The 15,072-nt window shown below is 70.9% G+C and carries 13 protein-coding genes; 7 read left to right on the forward strand and 6 right to left on the reverse strand.

What is annotated here, in order from left to right; all coding sequences use genetic code 11:
• Positions 1-28 precede the first annotated feature (28 nt).
• The 3 genes from IU476_RS33695 to IU476_RS33705 all read left to right on the forward strand — a co-directional run bounded on the left by IU476_RS33695 (position 29) and on the right by IU476_RS33705 (position 4,787).
• Positions 29-1,228 (forward strand): cytochrome P450, encoded by a 1,200-nt coding sequence (locus IU476_RS33695; protein WP_195106378.1) that lies wholly within the window; start codon positions 29-31, stop codon positions 1,226-1,228.
• A gap of 144 nt (positions 1,229-1,372) precedes the next feature.
• On the forward strand, positions 1,373-3,253 hold the full coding sequence (locus tag IU476_RS33700) for an ABC transporter ATP-binding protein (RefSeq protein WP_195106379.1): 1,881 nt from the start codon (positions 1,373-1,375) through the stop codon (positions 3,251-3,253).
• 325 nt (positions 3,254-3,578) lie between these two features.
• Entirely contained in the window at positions 3,579-4,787 is a 1,209-nt protein-coding gene (locus IU476_RS33705; protein ID WP_195106380.1) for a Cmx/CmrA family chloramphenicol efflux MFS transporter, read from the forward strand.
• A gap of 21 nt (positions 4,788-4,808) precedes the next feature.
• On the opposite strand, the gene IU476_RS33710 is transcribed toward IU476_RS33705, so the two are convergent.
• From IU476_RS33710 to IU476_RS33725, 4 genes are all read right to left on the reverse strand, one after another.
• Positions 4,809-6,005 carry a Cmx/CmrA family chloramphenicol efflux MFS transporter gene (locus IU476_RS33710; RefSeq protein ID WP_195106381.1) on the reverse strand — a complete coding sequence of 399 codons (1,197 nt, stop codon included), beginning with the start codon at positions 6,003-6,005 and terminating at the stop codon, positions 4,809-4,811.
• A 119-nt stretch (positions 6,006-6,124) separates the two neighbouring features.
• The gene (locus IU476_RS33715; protein WP_195106382.1) at positions 6,125-6,697 is read right to left on the reverse strand and encodes a TetR/AcrR family transcriptional regulator; all 573 of its coding nucleotides are present in this window, start codon (positions 6,695-6,697) and stop codon (positions 6,125-6,127) included.
• Positions 6,698-6,783: 86 nt separating this feature from the next.
• Positions 6,784-7,779: an oxidoreductase gene (locus IU476_RS33720; protein WP_195106383.1), complete on the reverse strand. Its 996-nt coding sequence runs from the start codon at positions 7,777-7,779 to the stop codon at positions 6,784-6,786.
• Positions 7,780-7,859: 80 nt separating this feature from the next.
• A complete protein-coding gene (locus tag IU476_RS33725; protein WP_195106384.1) occupies positions 7,860-10,010 on the reverse strand; it encodes a hypothetical protein in 2,151 nt (716 codons plus the stop codon).
• Between the two features lie 208 nt (positions 10,011-10,218).
• On the opposite strand from IU476_RS33725, the gene IU476_RS33730 reads away from it, so the two are divergent.
• Positions 10,219-10,530: a DUF4326 domain-containing protein gene (locus IU476_RS33730; RefSeq protein ID WP_369123141.1), complete on the forward strand. Its 312-nt coding sequence runs from the start codon at positions 10,219-10,221 to the stop codon at positions 10,528-10,530.
• A gap of 2 nt (positions 10,531-10,532) precedes the next feature.
• On the opposite strand, the gene IU476_RS33735 is transcribed toward IU476_RS33730, so the two are convergent.
• Both IU476_RS33735 and IU476_RS33740 read right to left on the reverse strand, forming a co-directional pair.
• The gene (locus tag IU476_RS33735; RefSeq protein WP_195106386.1) at positions 10,533-11,318 is read right to left on the reverse strand and encodes an enoyl-CoA hydratase/isomerase family protein; all 786 of its coding nucleotides are present in this window, start codon (positions 11,316-11,318) and stop codon (positions 10,533-10,535) included.
• Between the two features lie 79 nt (positions 11,319-11,397).
• Positions 11,398-12,468: a DNA polymerase IV gene (locus IU476_RS33740; RefSeq protein ID WP_195106387.1), complete on the reverse strand. Its 1,071-nt coding sequence runs from the start codon at positions 12,466-12,468 to the stop codon at positions 11,398-11,400.
• A gap of 132 nt (positions 12,469-12,600) precedes the next feature.
• On the opposite strand from IU476_RS33740, the gene IU476_RS33745 reads away from it, so the two are divergent.
• From IU476_RS33745 to IU476_RS33755, 3 genes are all read left to right on the forward strand, one after another.
• Entirely contained in the window at positions 12,601-13,182 is a 582-nt protein-coding gene (locus IU476_RS33745) for a TetR/AcrR family transcriptional regulator (protein ID WP_195106388.1), read from the forward strand.
• On the forward strand, positions 13,179-13,616 hold the full coding sequence (locus IU476_RS33750; protein ID WP_195106389.1) for a PaaI family thioesterase: 438 nt from the start codon (positions 13,179-13,181) through the stop codon (positions 13,614-13,616). The genes IU476_RS33745 and IU476_RS33750 overlap by 4 nt, the downstream gene beginning before the upstream one ends.
• 123 nt (positions 13,617-13,739) lie before the next feature.
• On the forward strand, positions 13,740-15,053 hold the full coding sequence (locus IU476_RS33755; RefSeq protein ID WP_324194541.1) for a glycosyltransferase 87 family protein: 1,314 nt from the start codon (positions 13,740-13,742) through the stop codon (positions 15,051-15,053).
• Positions 15,054-15,072: the final 19 nt, after the last annotated feature.

Genomic DNA, 15,072 nt, shown 5'->3' on the forward strand with positions numbered 1-15,072 from the left:
GCCACCGGCGTCGGGGAAGGGAGACCGCATGACCACGACCGAGGTGCGCCGATACCCGTTCGGCGAGCCCGTCCGACTCGACATGCACCCGTTGATGACGAAACTCCAACGCGAGGAACCGGTCTCGCGCGTCCGGTTGCCCTACGGCGGCGAGGGCTGGCTGGTCACCCGCTACGACGACGTCCGGCTGGTGCTCGCCGACCGGCGCTTCAGCCGGGCCGCGGCGGCCGGCCGCGAGGACGTGCCGCGCACCACGCCGGTCCCCGCCCGGACCGATTCGCTGCTGAGCATGGATCCGCCGGAGCACAGCCGGCTGCGCAAGCTGGTCGCCAAGGCGTTCACCGGCCGCCGGGTCGAGCAGCTGCGCCCGCGCACGCGCGAGATCGTCGACGAGCGGCTGGCCGCGCTGGCGCGGGCGGGCGCACCGGCCGATCTGGTCCAGCACTTCGCGCTGCCACTGCCGGTCACCGTGATCTGCGAAATGCTCGGCGTGCCGCCGCGCGACCAGCACCGGTTCCGGGAATTCTCCGACATGATGCTGTCCACCACCGCCTACACCCGCGAGCAGATCACCGCGGGCCGCGCCGGTTTCGAGGCGTATCTGGCCGAGCTGGTGAGCGAGCGCCGCCGGCACCCGTCGGACGACCTGCTCGGCGCGCTGGTCGCCGCGCGCGACGAGGACGACCGGCTCAGCGAGGTCGAGCTGGTCAACCTCGGCATCACGCTGCTGATCGCGGGGCACGAGACGACCGCCAACCAGATCGCGAACTTCGTCTACCTGCTGCTGACCGAGCGCCGGTACTGGGAGCTGCTGCAGGTGCGCCCGGATCTGCTGCCCAGCGCGGTGGAGGAGCTGCTGCGGTTCGTGCAGCTGGGCGCGGGCGGCTCGTCGCCCCGGATCGCCACGGAGGACGTCGAACTGGGCGGGGTCACCGTGCGCGCCGGGGAGGCGGTGTTCGTCAACACCCCGACGGCCAATCGCGACGAGTCGGTCTTCGAACGGGCCGACGAACTGGACCTCACCCGCGCGCACAACCCGCACGTGGCCTTCGGGTACGGCGCCCACCACTGCCTCGGCGCCCAGCTGGCGCGGCTGGAGTTGCGGATCGCGATCGGCGCGCTGCTGCAACGGTTCCCGTCGCTGCGCCTGGCGGTGCCGAGCGACGAGGTGCCGTGGAAGACCGGGCTGCTGGTGCGCGGGCCGGTCTCGCTTCCGGTGGCCTGGTAGGGCGGCCGCCGACGGCCCGAGCCGGGCCCGATGTTCGCTGTCCGCGAACCGTATCCTGCCGCGGCATCGCTTGCTCTCAACCAATGTTGAGGTCTTAATGTCGGTGCCCTCGGGTTGACTGACCGGAGCGGAAGGAGTGGGCGGATGAGTATCGAGTCGGAGGCGTGGAGTCAGCTCTACCGGCAGGCGCACGCGCCACAGGAGAAGCGCGCGCTCAGCCGCGCCACGGCTCGGCGGATTCTGCGGTTCGCGCGGCCGCATCGGCCCCAGCTGATCGGGTTCCTGGTGTTCAGCGTGGTGTCGGCGCTGCTCGCGGTCGCGAACCCGGTCCTCGCGGGGCGGGTGGTGGACGAGATCGTGGGGCGGGCCGCACCGAGTTCGGTGGCCGTGCTCGCGGCGATCATCGGCGCGGTCGCGGTGCTCGACGCCGCGCTGGGCATCGTGATCCGGTGGCTGTCGGCGCGCATCGGCGAGGGCCTGATCCTCGACCTGCGCACCGCGGTGTTCGACCACGTGCAGCGGCTGCCGATCGCGTTCTTCACCCGCACCCGCACCGGCGCGCTGGTCAGCCGGCTGAACAGCGACGTGATCGGCGCGCAGCGGGCGTTCAGCACCACTCTGTCCGGCGTGGTCACGAACGCGGTGACGCTGCTGCTCACGCTGGTGGTCATGGTGCGGCTGTCCTGGCAGATCACGCTGCTGGCGCTGATCCTGCTGCCGCTGTTCATGATTCCCGCGCGCCGCATGGGTGTGCGGGTGGCGGAGATCCAGCGCGAGGCCGCGCAACTCAACGCCGCGATGAGTACCCAGATGACGGAGCGCTTCTCCGCGCCCGGCGCCACCCTGGTCAAGTTGTTCGGCCGACCGCACCAGGAGTCCAGGGAGTTCGCGCTGCGCGCGGGGCGGGTCCGCGACATCGGCGTGCGCACCGCGATGTTGCAGACCGTGTTCGTCACCGCGCTGACGCTGGTGTCGGCACTGGCCGTGGCGCTGGTCTACGGGCTGGGCGGCTGGTACGCCCTGCGGGGGCAGCTGGACGCCGGTTCCGTCGTGGCGCTGTCGCTGCTGCTGACCAGGCTGTACACCCCGCTCACCGCGCTGGCCAGCGCCCGGGTCGACATCATGTCGGCGCTGGTGAGCTTCGAACGGGTCTTCGAGGTGCTGGACCTGAAGCCCCTGATCGAGGACGCGCCCGACGCGGAACCCGTGCCCGAGGGCCCGGTTTCGGTGGAGTTCGACGACGTCCACTTCGGCTACCCGTCGGCGGACAAGGTGTCGCTGGCCTCGCTGGAGGATGTCGCGACGCTCGACGCGCGCGGCGGGATCGAAGTGCTGCACGGCATCTCGCTGCGCGCCGAGCCGGGGCAGACGGTGGCGCTGGTCGGCTCGTCCGGGGCCGGGAAATCCACGGTGGCCCAGCTGGTTTCCCGGCTGTACGACGTGGATTCGGGCAGCGTGCGGCTCAACGGGCGCGACGTGCGCGAGCTGACCGGCCGCTCCATTCACGACACGGTCGGCCTGGTCACCCAGGACGGCCACCTGTTCCACGAGACCATCCGGGCCAACCTGCTGCTGGCGCGCCCGGAGGCGACCGAGGGCGAGCTGTGGGACGCGTTGCGCCGCGCCCGCTTGGAGGATCTGGTGGCCGCCCTGCCCGACGGGCTGGACACCATGGTCGGCGAGCGCGGTTACCGGCTCTCCGGCGGTGAACGCCAACGGCTGACGATCGCCCGCCTGCTGCTCAAGCAGCCGCGCGTGGTGATCCTGGACGAGGCCACCGCCTCGCTGGATTCGACCTCCGAGGCAGCGGTCCAGGAAGCACTGGCGGAGGCGCTCGACGGCAAGACGGCCCTGGTGATCGCGCACCGGCTGTCCACCGTCCGCAATGCCGACCAGATCCTGGTCCTGGAGGAGGGCCGCGTCGTGGAACGCGGCACGCACGCCACGCTGCTGGCGGCCGGTGGGCGCTACAGCGAGCTGTACCGCACGCAGTTCGCCGACGATTCGGAACCGGTCGCGGCCTAGGGGTTTCGCCGCCGCCCGAGTGCCATCGCCTCGGGCGGCGGCGTGCGTCGGGTGCGCCTGTTTAATCGCTGGTTCGGTGCGGGGTGGGTTGTTAGGGTGGCGGCGTGAATTCTCCGGAGGCGTCCAGAAGGTAGCCGCTCGGCCTGTGGCCGGGCGGCGTGGTGAGTGTTGTCCCCGCTGGTCGCCGAGCGATCGGCGCGAGGGGTAGCTCGCGACGCCGGACGATGTCGATTCGCCGCGGTCGGGTGCGGGTTCGCCCGATGTCGCGGTTCGTCTCGGGCGCTGCGAATTCGATTGTGGCGCCCTGATTCCGGGGAGTTCTCTCATGCCCATGGTGGTTTTCGTGCTGGCTGTCGCGGTGTTCGCGCAGGGCACGTCCGAGTTCATGATGTCGGGGCTGTTGGCGCGGATCGCGGCCGACGTCGGAGTGTCGCTGGGTGTTGCGGGTTTGCTGACCTCGCTGTTCGCGGCAGGTATGGTGCTCGGCGCGCCGGTGATGGTGGTGGCGACGGGCCGGTTGCCCGTCGGATATTCGGTGACGGCGTTTCTGGGCGTCTTCTGTTGCGCGCACGTGATCGGTGCGGTGGCAACCGATTTCGGGGTGCTGTTGGTGACTCGCGTGGTGGCGGCGGTCGCGAATGCCGGATTCCTGGCGATCGCGCTCGCCGCCTTGCCGAGGCTCGTCGGTCCGGCGGTGGTCGGGCGCGCGACCTCGGTGGTGGTGTCCGGGGTGACGGTCGCGTGCATCGCCGGAGTGCCCGCGGGCACCCTGCTGGGCCAGGCGTGGGGGTGGCGCTCGGCGTTCTGGGCCGTCGCCGTCCTCAGTGCGGCTGTGCTGATTCCCGTTCGGGTGATGCTCCGTGGCGACCTGCGCGACGACACCACGCCCGAGGGACCGACGCGCTCGCTGCCGCGCGAATGGCTGGTGCTGCGGCAGCGGCCGGTGCTGCTCGCCGTCGTGGCCGCGGTGCTGGTCAATGCCGCGACCTTCGCCGGGTTCACCTACCTCGGCACCGTCACGACCGATGCCGCCGGGGGCGACGGGTGGGTTCCGTTGGTGCTGGCCCTGTTCGGCATCGGCTCGTTTCTCGGCGTGCTCGTCACCGGTCGGTACAGCGACCGTCATCAGCGGCGGATCGTCGTCGGCGGAGCGGTCGCCCTCGTCGGCGTCTGGGCGCTGGCCGCCGTGACCGCGCACGCCTTGCTCGGGCTCGCGGTCATGGCGGTGGTGGCGGGCGCGGTCGCGTTCGGCGTCGGCTCGACTCTCATCGCGGCCATCGTCCGGACCGCCACACCTGTCGCCCCGCGCATCGCGGGCGCCCTGGCCACCACCGCCTTCAACATCGGTGCCGTCGTCGGCCCCGCCGCCGCAGGACTCTTCGTCGATCGCACCGGCCACCCGACCACGGCACTGTGGTGCAGCGCCGTATTCACCACTGCCGCCGCGATTGTCGTTGCGATCGGCCGGTGCAGCGGAGCGAGTCCGGACGAGCGCCTGCGCACCGACGCGGTATGCAGGCCGGAAGGCCGGTGACGCGCGAGTTGCGTGACGGTCTCACGCCTCGGCGGGAGCCGGTTCGCGTTCTGGATCGTCCATCCGACGCGCGACGACGTTGCGCGCCAACGCATTCGACCAGACGACGACGCCCAGCGCCACCACGCCGAGCACCGCGCCGATCCATGCCACCGCCGGGTAGCCCATGCCCGCGCCCAGGGCCAGACCGCCGAGCCACGGTCCGGCGGTGATGCCGACGTTGAAGGAGGCGACGTTGCCCGCCGCGCCCAGCGTCGACGCTTCGGGGGCGAGGGTGAACACGCGGCTGTTGAGTACTGGGTTCACACCGAAACCGAAGGCGCCCAGGAGGAATACCAGCGCCGTGACCGGTGCGATGTGGTGCGCGGTGAGCGCGAGCAGCACCGAGGTGAGGGTGAGACCGGTGACGCCGACGACGAGGGTGCGTGCCGGGTGAGCGTCGGCGGTGCGGCCGCCGACGACGATGCCGATCAGCCCGCCGAGACCGTAGACGGCCAGCACCACCGGCACCCAGCCGTCGGCCAGTCCGGTCGTCTCGGTGAGCAGCGCGCCCAGGTAACTGAACGACACCAGCAACGCGGAGGTAGCCAGCATGGTGGTGCCGTACAACAACCACACCTGCCGGGAAGCCAAGGCGCGCAGCTCGTTTCGCAACTTCGGCGCCTCGGTGCGGCGAGCGTCGGGAATCTTGGCGAGCACACCCGCCATGGCGGCCGCCGTCAGCACCGCGACCGCCCAGAACGCGGCCCGCCACCCCAGGTGCTGGCCGACGAAGGTGCCGGCCGGGAGCCCGACGACGGTGGCGATGGTGAGCCCGCCGGCGACGACGCTCATCGCCCGGCCGCGCGCACTGCCCGGCACCAGACCCACGGCGGTCGCGGCGGCCACCGACCAGAACCCGGCGTAGACGAACGCCGCCACCGCCCGGGTGCCGAACAGCACCCAATAGTCGGAGGTCAGTGCCCCGACCACGTGGGCGGCCAGGAACACGGCGAGGAAGGCGAGCAGCGCGGTGCGCCGCGACCACCGCAGCGTCGCCACGGCCAGCACCGGCGCGCCGACCAGCATGCCCAGCGCGAAGGCGGAGATGAGCAATCCGGCCTGCGGCACGGAAACGCCCAGGTCGCTTGCCATTTCGGTGAGCAACCCCGCGAGCATCAGCTCCGAGGTGCCCTGCGCGAAGATGGACAGGCCCAGGATGTAGACGGCCAACGGCATGGCGGTCGGCCTCCCTTCTGTTTTGGATCATTCGGTTCAAAACAAGGGCATGCGAAATCCACACGCCCATCGCGTAATTCAGCACCCGACGAATGACGGGACCGGAAACTACACCGTCATCACAGACAACTCAGCGCGACATTCGCGATCGCCTCCAGCGTCGAACGGTCCGCGCCGCCGCGCGCGGAGACTCGCATACCGCCGATCGTCGCGATCACGAAATGCGCGAGATCCGTTGCGCTGCGGGCCTTGTCGATCTCGCCCGCGCGCTGCCCGGCCGCGAGGGCCGCAGTGAGCGCCGCGAGCCGCTTGTCCAGGTCGGCACACAGCAGGGCCGCCACCTCCGGATCACGCCGCCCCAGTTCGACGGTCGCGTTCACCACCAGGCAGCCCAGCGGATCGTCCTCGGGGGCGTCGACGATCCGCCACAGCAGGGCGCGCACCTTGTCCTTCGCCGGCTCCGGGCCCTCGAGCAGGGCGAAATTGTCGGAGTTCTTGGCTGCCATGTACCGACGCAGCGCACGCTCGTACAGCTCGTGCTTGCCGGCGAAGGTGTTGTAGATGCTGCTGCGCCCGAGGCCCGTCGCGGCACAGAGGTCCTGCGTGGAGGTGGCCTCGTAGCCGCTTTCCCAGAACGCGCGCATCGCCGCGTCCACCGCGCGCTCCTCGTCGAATTGCCTGGGTCGTGCCATGCGCCCACCGTAGCACGTTTTAGATAGATCAGTCCAAAATCATCGCGGACACCGCGAGGGTGTGGGTTCGTCAGGTGGCCGGAAGCTCAGAACTCCCCGGCGACGCCGAGCACCGTGCGCCCGGAGTGCTGCCCGGACCGGATCGAGTCCAGCACCTCCGCCGCGCGGGTGACCGGCGCGTAGTTCTCGTAATCCGAAAGACGTTGCGGTTTCAGGTCTTTGCCCAGCCGGGTCCACAGCGCGCGGCGCTGGTCGATCGGGAACTGCACCGAGTCGATGCCGAGCAGGGCGACGCCGCGCAGGATGAACGGCATGACGGTGGTGGGGAGCGCGGTGCCGCCGGTGAGTCCGCTCGCCGCGACCGCGCCGCCGTAGCGGATCGTACTCAGCACGTGCGCAAGGGATTTGCCGCCGACGCTGTCGACCGCGCCCGCCCACTGCGCCTTGGCCAGCGGGCGGGGCTTGGCGTCCGGGTCCTCCGGCAGCCGTCCGATCACCGATTTCGCGCCGAGCGCGGACAACCGCTCGCCCGCGTCGGTCTTGCCGGTGGAGGCGACCACCTCGAAGCCGAGCCCGGCGAGGATGTCCACGGCCACCGTGCCGACGCCGCCCGTCGCGCCGGTCACCAGCACCGGGCCCGACTCGGGGGTCAGGCCGCGGTCGAGCAGGGCCTGCACGCTCATCGCCGCGGTGAAGCCGGCGGTACCCAGCGCGGCGGCCTCGCGCGGCGTCAGGCCGTCGAGCTTGACGACCCATTCGGCCGGGACCCGGGCGTACTCGGCGAAGCCGCCGTGGTGGGCGGTGCCGATGTCGTAGCCGTGCGCGATCACCAGGTCGCCGGGCGCGAAGCCGGGGTCCTCGGAGGCGACGACCTCGCCGGTCAGGTCGATGCCGGGGATGATCGGGTACTCGCGCACCACGCCGCCGCCGGGCGTGACGGCCAGCCCGTCCTTGAAGTTGGCACTGGAGAAGTGCACCTTGATCGTGACCGCGCCCGGCCCGAGGAAGTCCTCGCCGACCTCCTCGCGCACCAGCCGTACGCCGCCATCGGACTCGTGTGCCACCATCGCCCAGAACTGCATGGGTCCGAGGATAGAGGCTCCGCGGCCGGTTCGGCGGGAGCGGGCCTCCGGTGAGCTCGGTGACCTGCGGATCGGCTCGGTCAGCGATCGTAGGACGCGACGCCGACCGGGCCCGCGCCGACACACAGCGTCAAATCCGGTGTGCGAGAGGCGATTCGCACGGTGGAACCGCTGCCGACGAGCCGGACGAAGACCGTGTTCAGCCCGGCCCGCACCGGCACCGACACCGCGCGGCCGTGCTCCATGCCGACGACGACGCGCCCGTCGCGGTCGGCGAAATAGTTCAGCTGCGCCGTCCAGCCGTTGTCGAGCATCGGACCGTCGAGGGGCAGGTCGACCGACGGCTCGCCCGCGACCCGGTACCCGCACCCCGGCTCCGGACCCGGGCGGATCCCCCGGTTCCACCACACCTGCGCGGGCACGAGCTCACCGCTGTCGGTGATCATTCGCAACCGCGGCGTCGAGTCCGCGAACGCGCCTTTCGCAACCGGCGACAACACGCGACTCGCCAGATTCTGCGGATACGCCAACGGCGTCAACACTCCCCAGGGCACCTCTTGATCGAGCAATGGCGGACCACCCGCGGCCAGCCCCACCTCCACATTGGTGAGATACGTGCGCGTCGGACTCACCTCCCACGATCGAGCGAAGGCAACGGTCGACCACAAACTGCTCCCCACGAGCGCAACCACAACCCCCACCACCACCCACCGCCGCACACCACTGCCGAACCCAGCCCCGGCACCGGGAGCAGCACCCGCACCAGAGCCGGTGCCGACACCAACAGCAGTGCGGATGCGAGTGCCGAGACCAGTAGCTGGACCGCTGCTGATGCCAGCGACAGGACGCGTACCGATGCCCGCAGCCGTGCGAGTGCCGCCGCCGGTCGCGGTGTCGGTGCCGGTGCCGGTGCCGGTGCCAACGGCAGTGCGAGTGCCGGTGCCGACGCCGACGGCAGTGCGAGTGTCGGTGCCGACGCCGGCGGCAGTGCGAGTGTCGGTGCCAGCGGCAGCGGCGGCAACGTGAGTGGCAGCGGCGGTATCGGTCACTGCGGGGTTCGCGGGGCGGCGCGGGGCGCGTAGTAGCAGGGCACCGGCTGCCGCCAGCACTACCGCTACGTCGGCGAGGTAGCGCAGGGATTGCATGAGTTCGGCGGCGGTGTTGGGGCCGCCGCGAATGAGCGCGACGGGGAGTTGAGCGCCGAATATGTACGCCGCCACCAGGATCCACACCGGCACGACTCGGGCGCGGAAGCGGACGGTCAGTGCCACGAGCAGGGCCAAGGCGAGCCAGGACAGGATGACCGCCCAGGTCGGGGGGACGGCCCAGGGTGTCGAGGGGAGCCAGCGGGCCCATGCCCACGGTCCGCCCAGCAGTGTCGGCACAATGCCCAGCGAGGTCGCGCTGTGGAGGAGGTTCCGCAGATTGCCGGGGTCACTGTGGACCGTGGCGGTATCGAGGACCGCGAAATAGACCACCGCCCAGCACACCAAGACCGCCGCCGAGCCGAGCCACAGCGGCGCACCTCGCCGCAGCACCTTCGCCCGCCCGTCGAGATGCCCGGACAGCGCGGCCACAGCACACGCGACGAACGGAATCACCACGCACTTCTCGAAGAACAGCAGCCCTACGGCGAAGACGAGAACCCCGGACACCGCGTAACGCCGCCGCCCGGTCCGCACCAGCAGCACGGCGTCACCGATCACCCAGGCCAGCGCCGCCTGCAAGGGCAGCGCGTTGAGACCGGCCGCCCACCAGGCGAACGACGGCAGGGTCAGCGGACAGAACAGGTAGAAGACGAACGGCAGCAGGACGATCCAGCGCACCGGCCGCGCCGCGGCGGTTCTCGCCCGGCCCGCGTCCAGCACCAGCAGCATCCGCAGCACCGCCACCGCGGCAACACACTGCAACACCAGCAGCGAGACCACCGGCCCGGCCCAGTTCAGCGGCGCGAGCGCGGTCACGACCCACGCGACGACGAAGGCCAGCGGCATGAAGTGCCCATCGTGGCTGTGCAGCAACAGCTCCGCGGACAGCAGCGGCGACGTCCCAGCCCGGCCCACCAGGATCAAGTCGTCCCAATAGAAGTAGCCACTCCCGGCCACCCACCCCCGCAGCACCAGCTGCGACGCGATCAGCGCGGCGGCCACCACGATCGGCGACACCCGCCATGCCGCTGAGACGCGCCGGACAGACCCGTGCTCCGGTGCCACGGCCGGAGCGAAGTTCATGGCCACCCACCGTAGTGCCCGCCGCCGCCGGACGGCTCGATCACGTCACAGACTTGCTGTGTCACTCTGTCACAGATACCGTGTCCGATCTAGGTCGGGGAAAACAGCGGCGGCCGCTGTGCCGCACCCGCACAACGGATCTCGCGAACCGGCGGTGCGGCGCGGACGGCCGCCTCGACCTCTGGACAGGTGAACGATGCCGAAAAGGGTGCAGTTGACACATGATCAGAGCTGGAACGACGACCGGACGGTGGTCGTCGCCGAACCGAGCCGGTGGGCGAACCCGTTCCGCGCGGGCGCGCATCCCGGCGCCACCCGCGAGGCGGTGACCGCGCAGTTCCGCGCCTGGCTCGAGCGCGGCGACGACGCCGACGCCGCGGCCGTGCGCGCGGCCCTGCCCGAACTGCGGGGCAAGGACCTGGCCTGCTGGTGCGCGCCCGGCGACCCGTGCCACGGCGATGTGCTGCTCGAGCTGGCCAACGCCGGGCACGGCGGCCGGGATCTCGGCGTCGCCGGGTAGCCTCAGCCGAACTTCGGCGCGCGCTTGCCCAGGAACGCGTCGATGCCCTCCCGGCCGTCGGTGGAATCGGCGCAGGTGGCGATGAACGCCGACTCGCGCGCCAGCTGCTCCTCCAAGGTGTGGCTGGAGCTGACCAGCAGCAGCTTCTTCACGTTCGCATTGGCGTGGCGGGGACCCGCGGCGAACTTCTCGGCCAATTCGTCGACGGCCGTGGCCAACTCGGCGTCGGGGACGACGCGGTGCACCAATCCCCACTCCAGGGCCTCCCCGGCGGAGAGCGCGCGGTTGGTCAGCATCAGATCCTGGGTGCGGCGCAGGCCGATCAGGCGGGGCAGGTAGTAGGAGGCGCCGCCGTCGGGGCTGAGGCCGGCGCGGGTGTAGGCCATCGTGAACGACGCCGACTCGCCGGTGATCACCAGGTCGCCGGTGACGGCGAGGCTGAAACCGGCGCCGGCGGCGATGCCGTTCACGGCGGTGATCAGCAGCGCGTCCATCCGCGCGAACGACGAGATCGCCGCGTGCAGATCGTCGGCCAGACCCTTGACGTAGGCGCCGGCCTCGCCGCCCTGCGCCGCCATCGCCTTCAGATCGCCTCCGGCGGAGAAGAACTTGCCCGCGCCGGTCAGCGTGACCACCTTCAGCGCCGGATCGTCGGCGCACAGGCTCGCCAGCTGTGCCAGTTCCCGGCCGAGCACGTGGTCGATGCCGTTGGCCGCCTCGGGCCGGTTCAGGGTGATCCGCGCGATGCTGCCGCTCTGTTCGAACCGCAGGGTCTGGTACTCGGTCATGCGTTGCCTTCCGTGGAGTGTCCTGCTGTCTGATCTTGCCGCATGACGGGCCGTCGAAACCGGGCCGCGCGGCACCCGCTCACTCCGGGACCAGTTCGAGGCGGACGCCGAGCAACCGGACAGGGCGCTCGAGCTCGAAGCGTTCCAGCACCTGCCCGGCGGCCCGCACGATCTCGTCCACGTCGGCGGTGGGCGCGGGCAGTTTGCGCTGCTTGGTGCGGGTGTAGAAGGTGTTGGTGCGCACGGTGACCCCGACGCGGTGGGTGCTGCGGCCGGCGGCGGCCATCTCCGCGGCGACCTCGGCGGCGAGCCGCCCGACCTGCGCGGCGATCTCGGCGCGGTCGGTGAGGTCCTGCGGGAAGGTCTCGGACCGGCTGCGGCCCACGGGGATTCGCGGTTCGGTCACCACGTCGGTGTCGCCTTCGCCGTGGCCGAGCACCCACAGGTAGGGGCCGGTGCTCGGGCCGAACTCGGCGGCCAGCGCCGCGCGGTCGGCCGCCGCCAGCTGGGCGACCGTCTCGATGCCGAGGTCGGCCAGCCGCTTCGCGATCCGCGCGCCGATGCCCCACAGCGCGCTGGTCGGGCGGTGCGCCATCAGTTCGGTCCAGTTGGCGGCGGTGAGCCGGAAGATGCCGGTGGGCGCGCCGGGGGCGGGCGCGGATTCCGGGTCGCCCTTGCCGACGGATTTGGCGAAGCCGGTCGCCAGCTTCGCGCGAAGTTTGTTGTCGCCGATGCCGATCGAGCAGGTCAGCTCGAGGTCCGCGACGGCGGCCCGGATGTCCTCGGCCAGCCGCTCCGGGTCGTCGGTGTCGGCGGCCAGGAACGCCTCGTCCCAGCCGAGCACCTCGACCCGCACCGGGAACGTGCGCAACAGCGCCATGACCTCCTCCGACGCCTCTTCGTAGGTGGCCATGTCCAGTGGCAGGAAGACGCCCTCCGGGCATTTGCGGGCCGCGCCGCGCAGCGGCATCCCCGCCCGCACCCCGAACGCCCGCGCCGGATAGGACGCGCAGGTCACCACCTTGCGCGGCTCCTCGGGGTCGCCGTTGCCGCCCACGATGACCGGCCGCCCCCGCAGTTCCGGGTGCCGGCGGAATTCCACCGCGGCCTGGAACTGGTCGAGGTCCACGTGCAGCAGCCAGCGAGGCATGAAAACAGTCTGCCCGGTCGGCAGCGGACCGGACAGCGTGGTCGGACGATTCCCCGGTCGCGCGGGGCTGTTCCACCGCGAATCTGGGCACAGGTCTTGCCTTGTCGGTCGTGACAGAACTAAATTCTGTTTGTGAAGATTCGAGATCGGTTGCTGCTGGCGGCCGAGCGGCAGTTCGCCGAGCACGGCGCGCTCGATGCCACGCTCACCCAGATCAGGGATGCCGCCGGAGCCAGCGTGGGCGCGCTCTACCACCACTTCCCGGACAAGTCGGAGCTGTACCGGCAGGTGTGGGCGCACGCGCTGGGTGACTATCAGCGGCACTTCTGGGCGGCGGTCGGCGACAGCACCGACGCCCGCGGCGGGATCACCGGCGGCGTCCTGGCGCATCTGCGCTGGGTGACCGAGAACCAGTACCGCGCAAAGGTTCTCACCTCGGCCCGGCCGCCCGGGGTGCGCGAGAGTACGGAGAACCGCGAGTTCCTGCGCGACGTGGCCCGCTGGTGGCGCACCCACGCGGGCTACGGCGCGGTGCGCGACCTCGAATTCGACCTGGTCTACGCCCTGTGGCTGGGCCCCGCGCAGGAGTACGCGCGGCACTGGCTCGGCGGCGAGATCCGCACCGCGCCCACCGAGGTGGCGCCGGAGCTGGCCCGCGCGGCCTGGCAGGCGCTGCGCGCACCCCGACCCGACGACTCCGGAGCCGACCGATGACGACCGCCCTCGATCTCGCCACCGCCCGCGCGGTGCTCGCCGCCCAGCCGTTCAGCCGCCTGATCGGCGCGGAACTCACCGCCTACGACGCGGACGGCGTCACGCTGGTGATCCCGCTGCGCGCGGACCACCGCCAGCAGTTCGGTTATGTGCACGGCGGCGTCCTCGCCTACGCCGCGGACAACACGCTGACCTACGCGGCCGCCCTGGCCCTCGGGCCCAACGTGCTCACGGGCGGCTTCACCATCACCTACCTGCGCCCCGCCCGCGGCGTCCGGCTGCGGGCCGAAGCGCGCTGTACCGGCGCCACCCGTCGGCAGGCCGTGTGCTCGTGTGAAATTCACGCCGAGGACGAGCACGGCGCTTCGGTGCTGGTCGCCGTCGCGCAGGGCACCACCCGGGCGGTGGAGCCGGAACGCACGCAAGCCAACTGACCGGTCCGTGGCGTACGCCACGATTCGGCCCACAACAGCCGGGGCATGTAGACATCCGACCGAGTAGTTAGGTTGGAGCACGCAACGGACATGCGACAGGTCGGGGAAACGAAGTGATAGCAGGTGAGTGACGGCACACTCGACAACGGTTCACGTGCACCCGGGTTGTCACACCTCCGGCCCACCGCGATCGTGCTGGCACTCACCGCCGTCGCGGCCGTGGTCTTCATCTTCACCACGGTCGACCCGTGGCTACCCAAGGCCGGAATGCTGGACGGCGGGCTGGACGCCCACATCTACCGCGACGGCGCCTGGAAGATCCTGCACGGGCACTCGCTGTACTCCGAGGAGACGTACTTCGGCCTGCTCTACACCTACACGCCGTTCTCGACCCTGGCTTTCATCCCCATCGCGCTGTTTCCCTGGGGCTGGGTCACCAACACCTGGATGGTGCTCAATCTCGGGGTCCTGTTCGGCTGCGTCCTGCTGAGCTGGCGGCTGCTGGGTTACCGGATCGACAAGCGGCTGGCCGCGATCAGCGCGTTGTTGTCGCTGACACTGGTGTTCATCGAACCCGTGCGCACCACGCTGTACTACGGGCAGATCAATCTGATGCTGATGGCTCTGGTGCTGTGGGACTTCTCCCGCGGCGACCGCAGCCGGTTGCGCGGCCTCGGCGTGGGCGTGGCGGCGGGGATCAAACTCGTCCCGCTGTATTTCGTGGTGCAGTTCGCGGCGATGCGGCAGTGGCGCTCGGCGCTCACCGCGGCCGGGGTGTTCGTGGGCACGATCGTGCTGTCGGGGCTGGTGCTGCCGGGTGATTCGAAGCAGTACTGGACCTCGACGTTCTTCCAGTCCAACCGGATCGGCGAGGACGCCCATCCGGCCAATCAGTCCCTGCGCGGGGCCATCGCGCACCTGACCGGTCAGCATTCCGCGCCGATGTGGCTGTGGATTCTGGTCGCGGGCGGGGTCGCGGCGCTGAGCCTGGTCGTCACGGCCGGGCTGTACCGGCACGGCGAGCGGCTGCTGACGGTGACGCTGGCCGGGATGACCGCGTGCGCGGTCTCGCCGTTCGCGTGGGGGCATCACTGGGTGTGGTTCGTGCCGCTGCTGGTGTACCTGGCGCACCGGGCGCAGACTCGGCCGATCTGGTGGATCCCGGCCGTGGCGGTGCTGCTCGCGATCGGTGCCTGGCCGTACCACTACAGCGATTCGTGGGTGAGTGTCGGCGTGTTCCTGCTGCCGCCGTACTGGCCGGGCGCGCAGCTGATGATGAACGCCTACGTCCTCATCTACTCGGTCGCGTTGATCGGGGCGTCGGTACTGCTGTGGCGGCGGCATCGCGAGAAGTCCCGCGCCGCAAGTCTTCCCCTCGGCGACACGGTTCCGGCGGCCGAGGTAGTGCCTGTCCCACAAGCGACGGATGTCGCATAGGTGACAAGCGAAAGGGGCC

The sequence above is a fragment of the Nocardia blacklockiae genome (assembly GCF_015477355.1).
Lineage (GTDB): Bacteria > Actinomycetota > Actinomycetes > Mycobacteriales > Mycobacteriaceae > Nocardia > Nocardia blacklockiae.

Coding starts and splice junctions, on each gene's coding strand:
- IU476_RS33695 (WP_195106378.1), top strand. CDS start 29: ATGACCACGACCGAGGTGCGCCGATACCCGTTCGGCGAGCCCGTCCGA.
- IU476_RS33700 (WP_195106379.1), top strand. CDS start 1,373: ATGAGTATCGAGTCGGAGGCGTGGAGTCAGCTCTACCGGCAGGCGCAC.
- IU476_RS33705 (WP_195106380.1), top strand. CDS start 3,579: ATGCCCATGGTGGTTTTCGTGCTGGCTGTCGCGGTGTTCGCGCAGGGC.
- IU476_RS33710 (WP_195106381.1), bottom strand. CDS start 6,005: ATGCCGTTGGCCGTCTACATCCTGGGCCTGTCCATCTTCGCGCAGGGC.
- IU476_RS33715 (WP_195106382.1), bottom strand. CDS start 6,697: ATGGCACGACCCAGGCAATTCGACGAGGAGCGCGCGGTGGACGCGGCG.
- IU476_RS33720 (WP_195106383.1), bottom strand. CDS start 7,779: ATGCAGTTCTGGGCGATGGTGGCACACGAGTCCGATGGCGGCGTACGG.
- IU476_RS33725 (WP_195106384.1), bottom strand. CDS start 10,010: ATGAACTTCGCTCCGGCCGTGGCACCGGAGCACGGGTCTGTCCGGCGC.
- IU476_RS33735 (WP_195106386.1), bottom strand. CDS start 11,318: ATGACCGAGTACCAGACCCTGCGGTTCGAACAGAGCGGCAGCATCGCG.
- IU476_RS33740 (WP_195106387.1), bottom strand. CDS start 12,468: ATGCCTCGCTGGCTGCTGCACGTGGACCTCGACCAGTTCCAGGCCGCG.
- IU476_RS33750 (WP_195106389.1), top strand. CDS start 13,179: ATGACGACCGCCCTCGATCTCGCCACCGCCCGCGCGGTGCTCGCCGCC.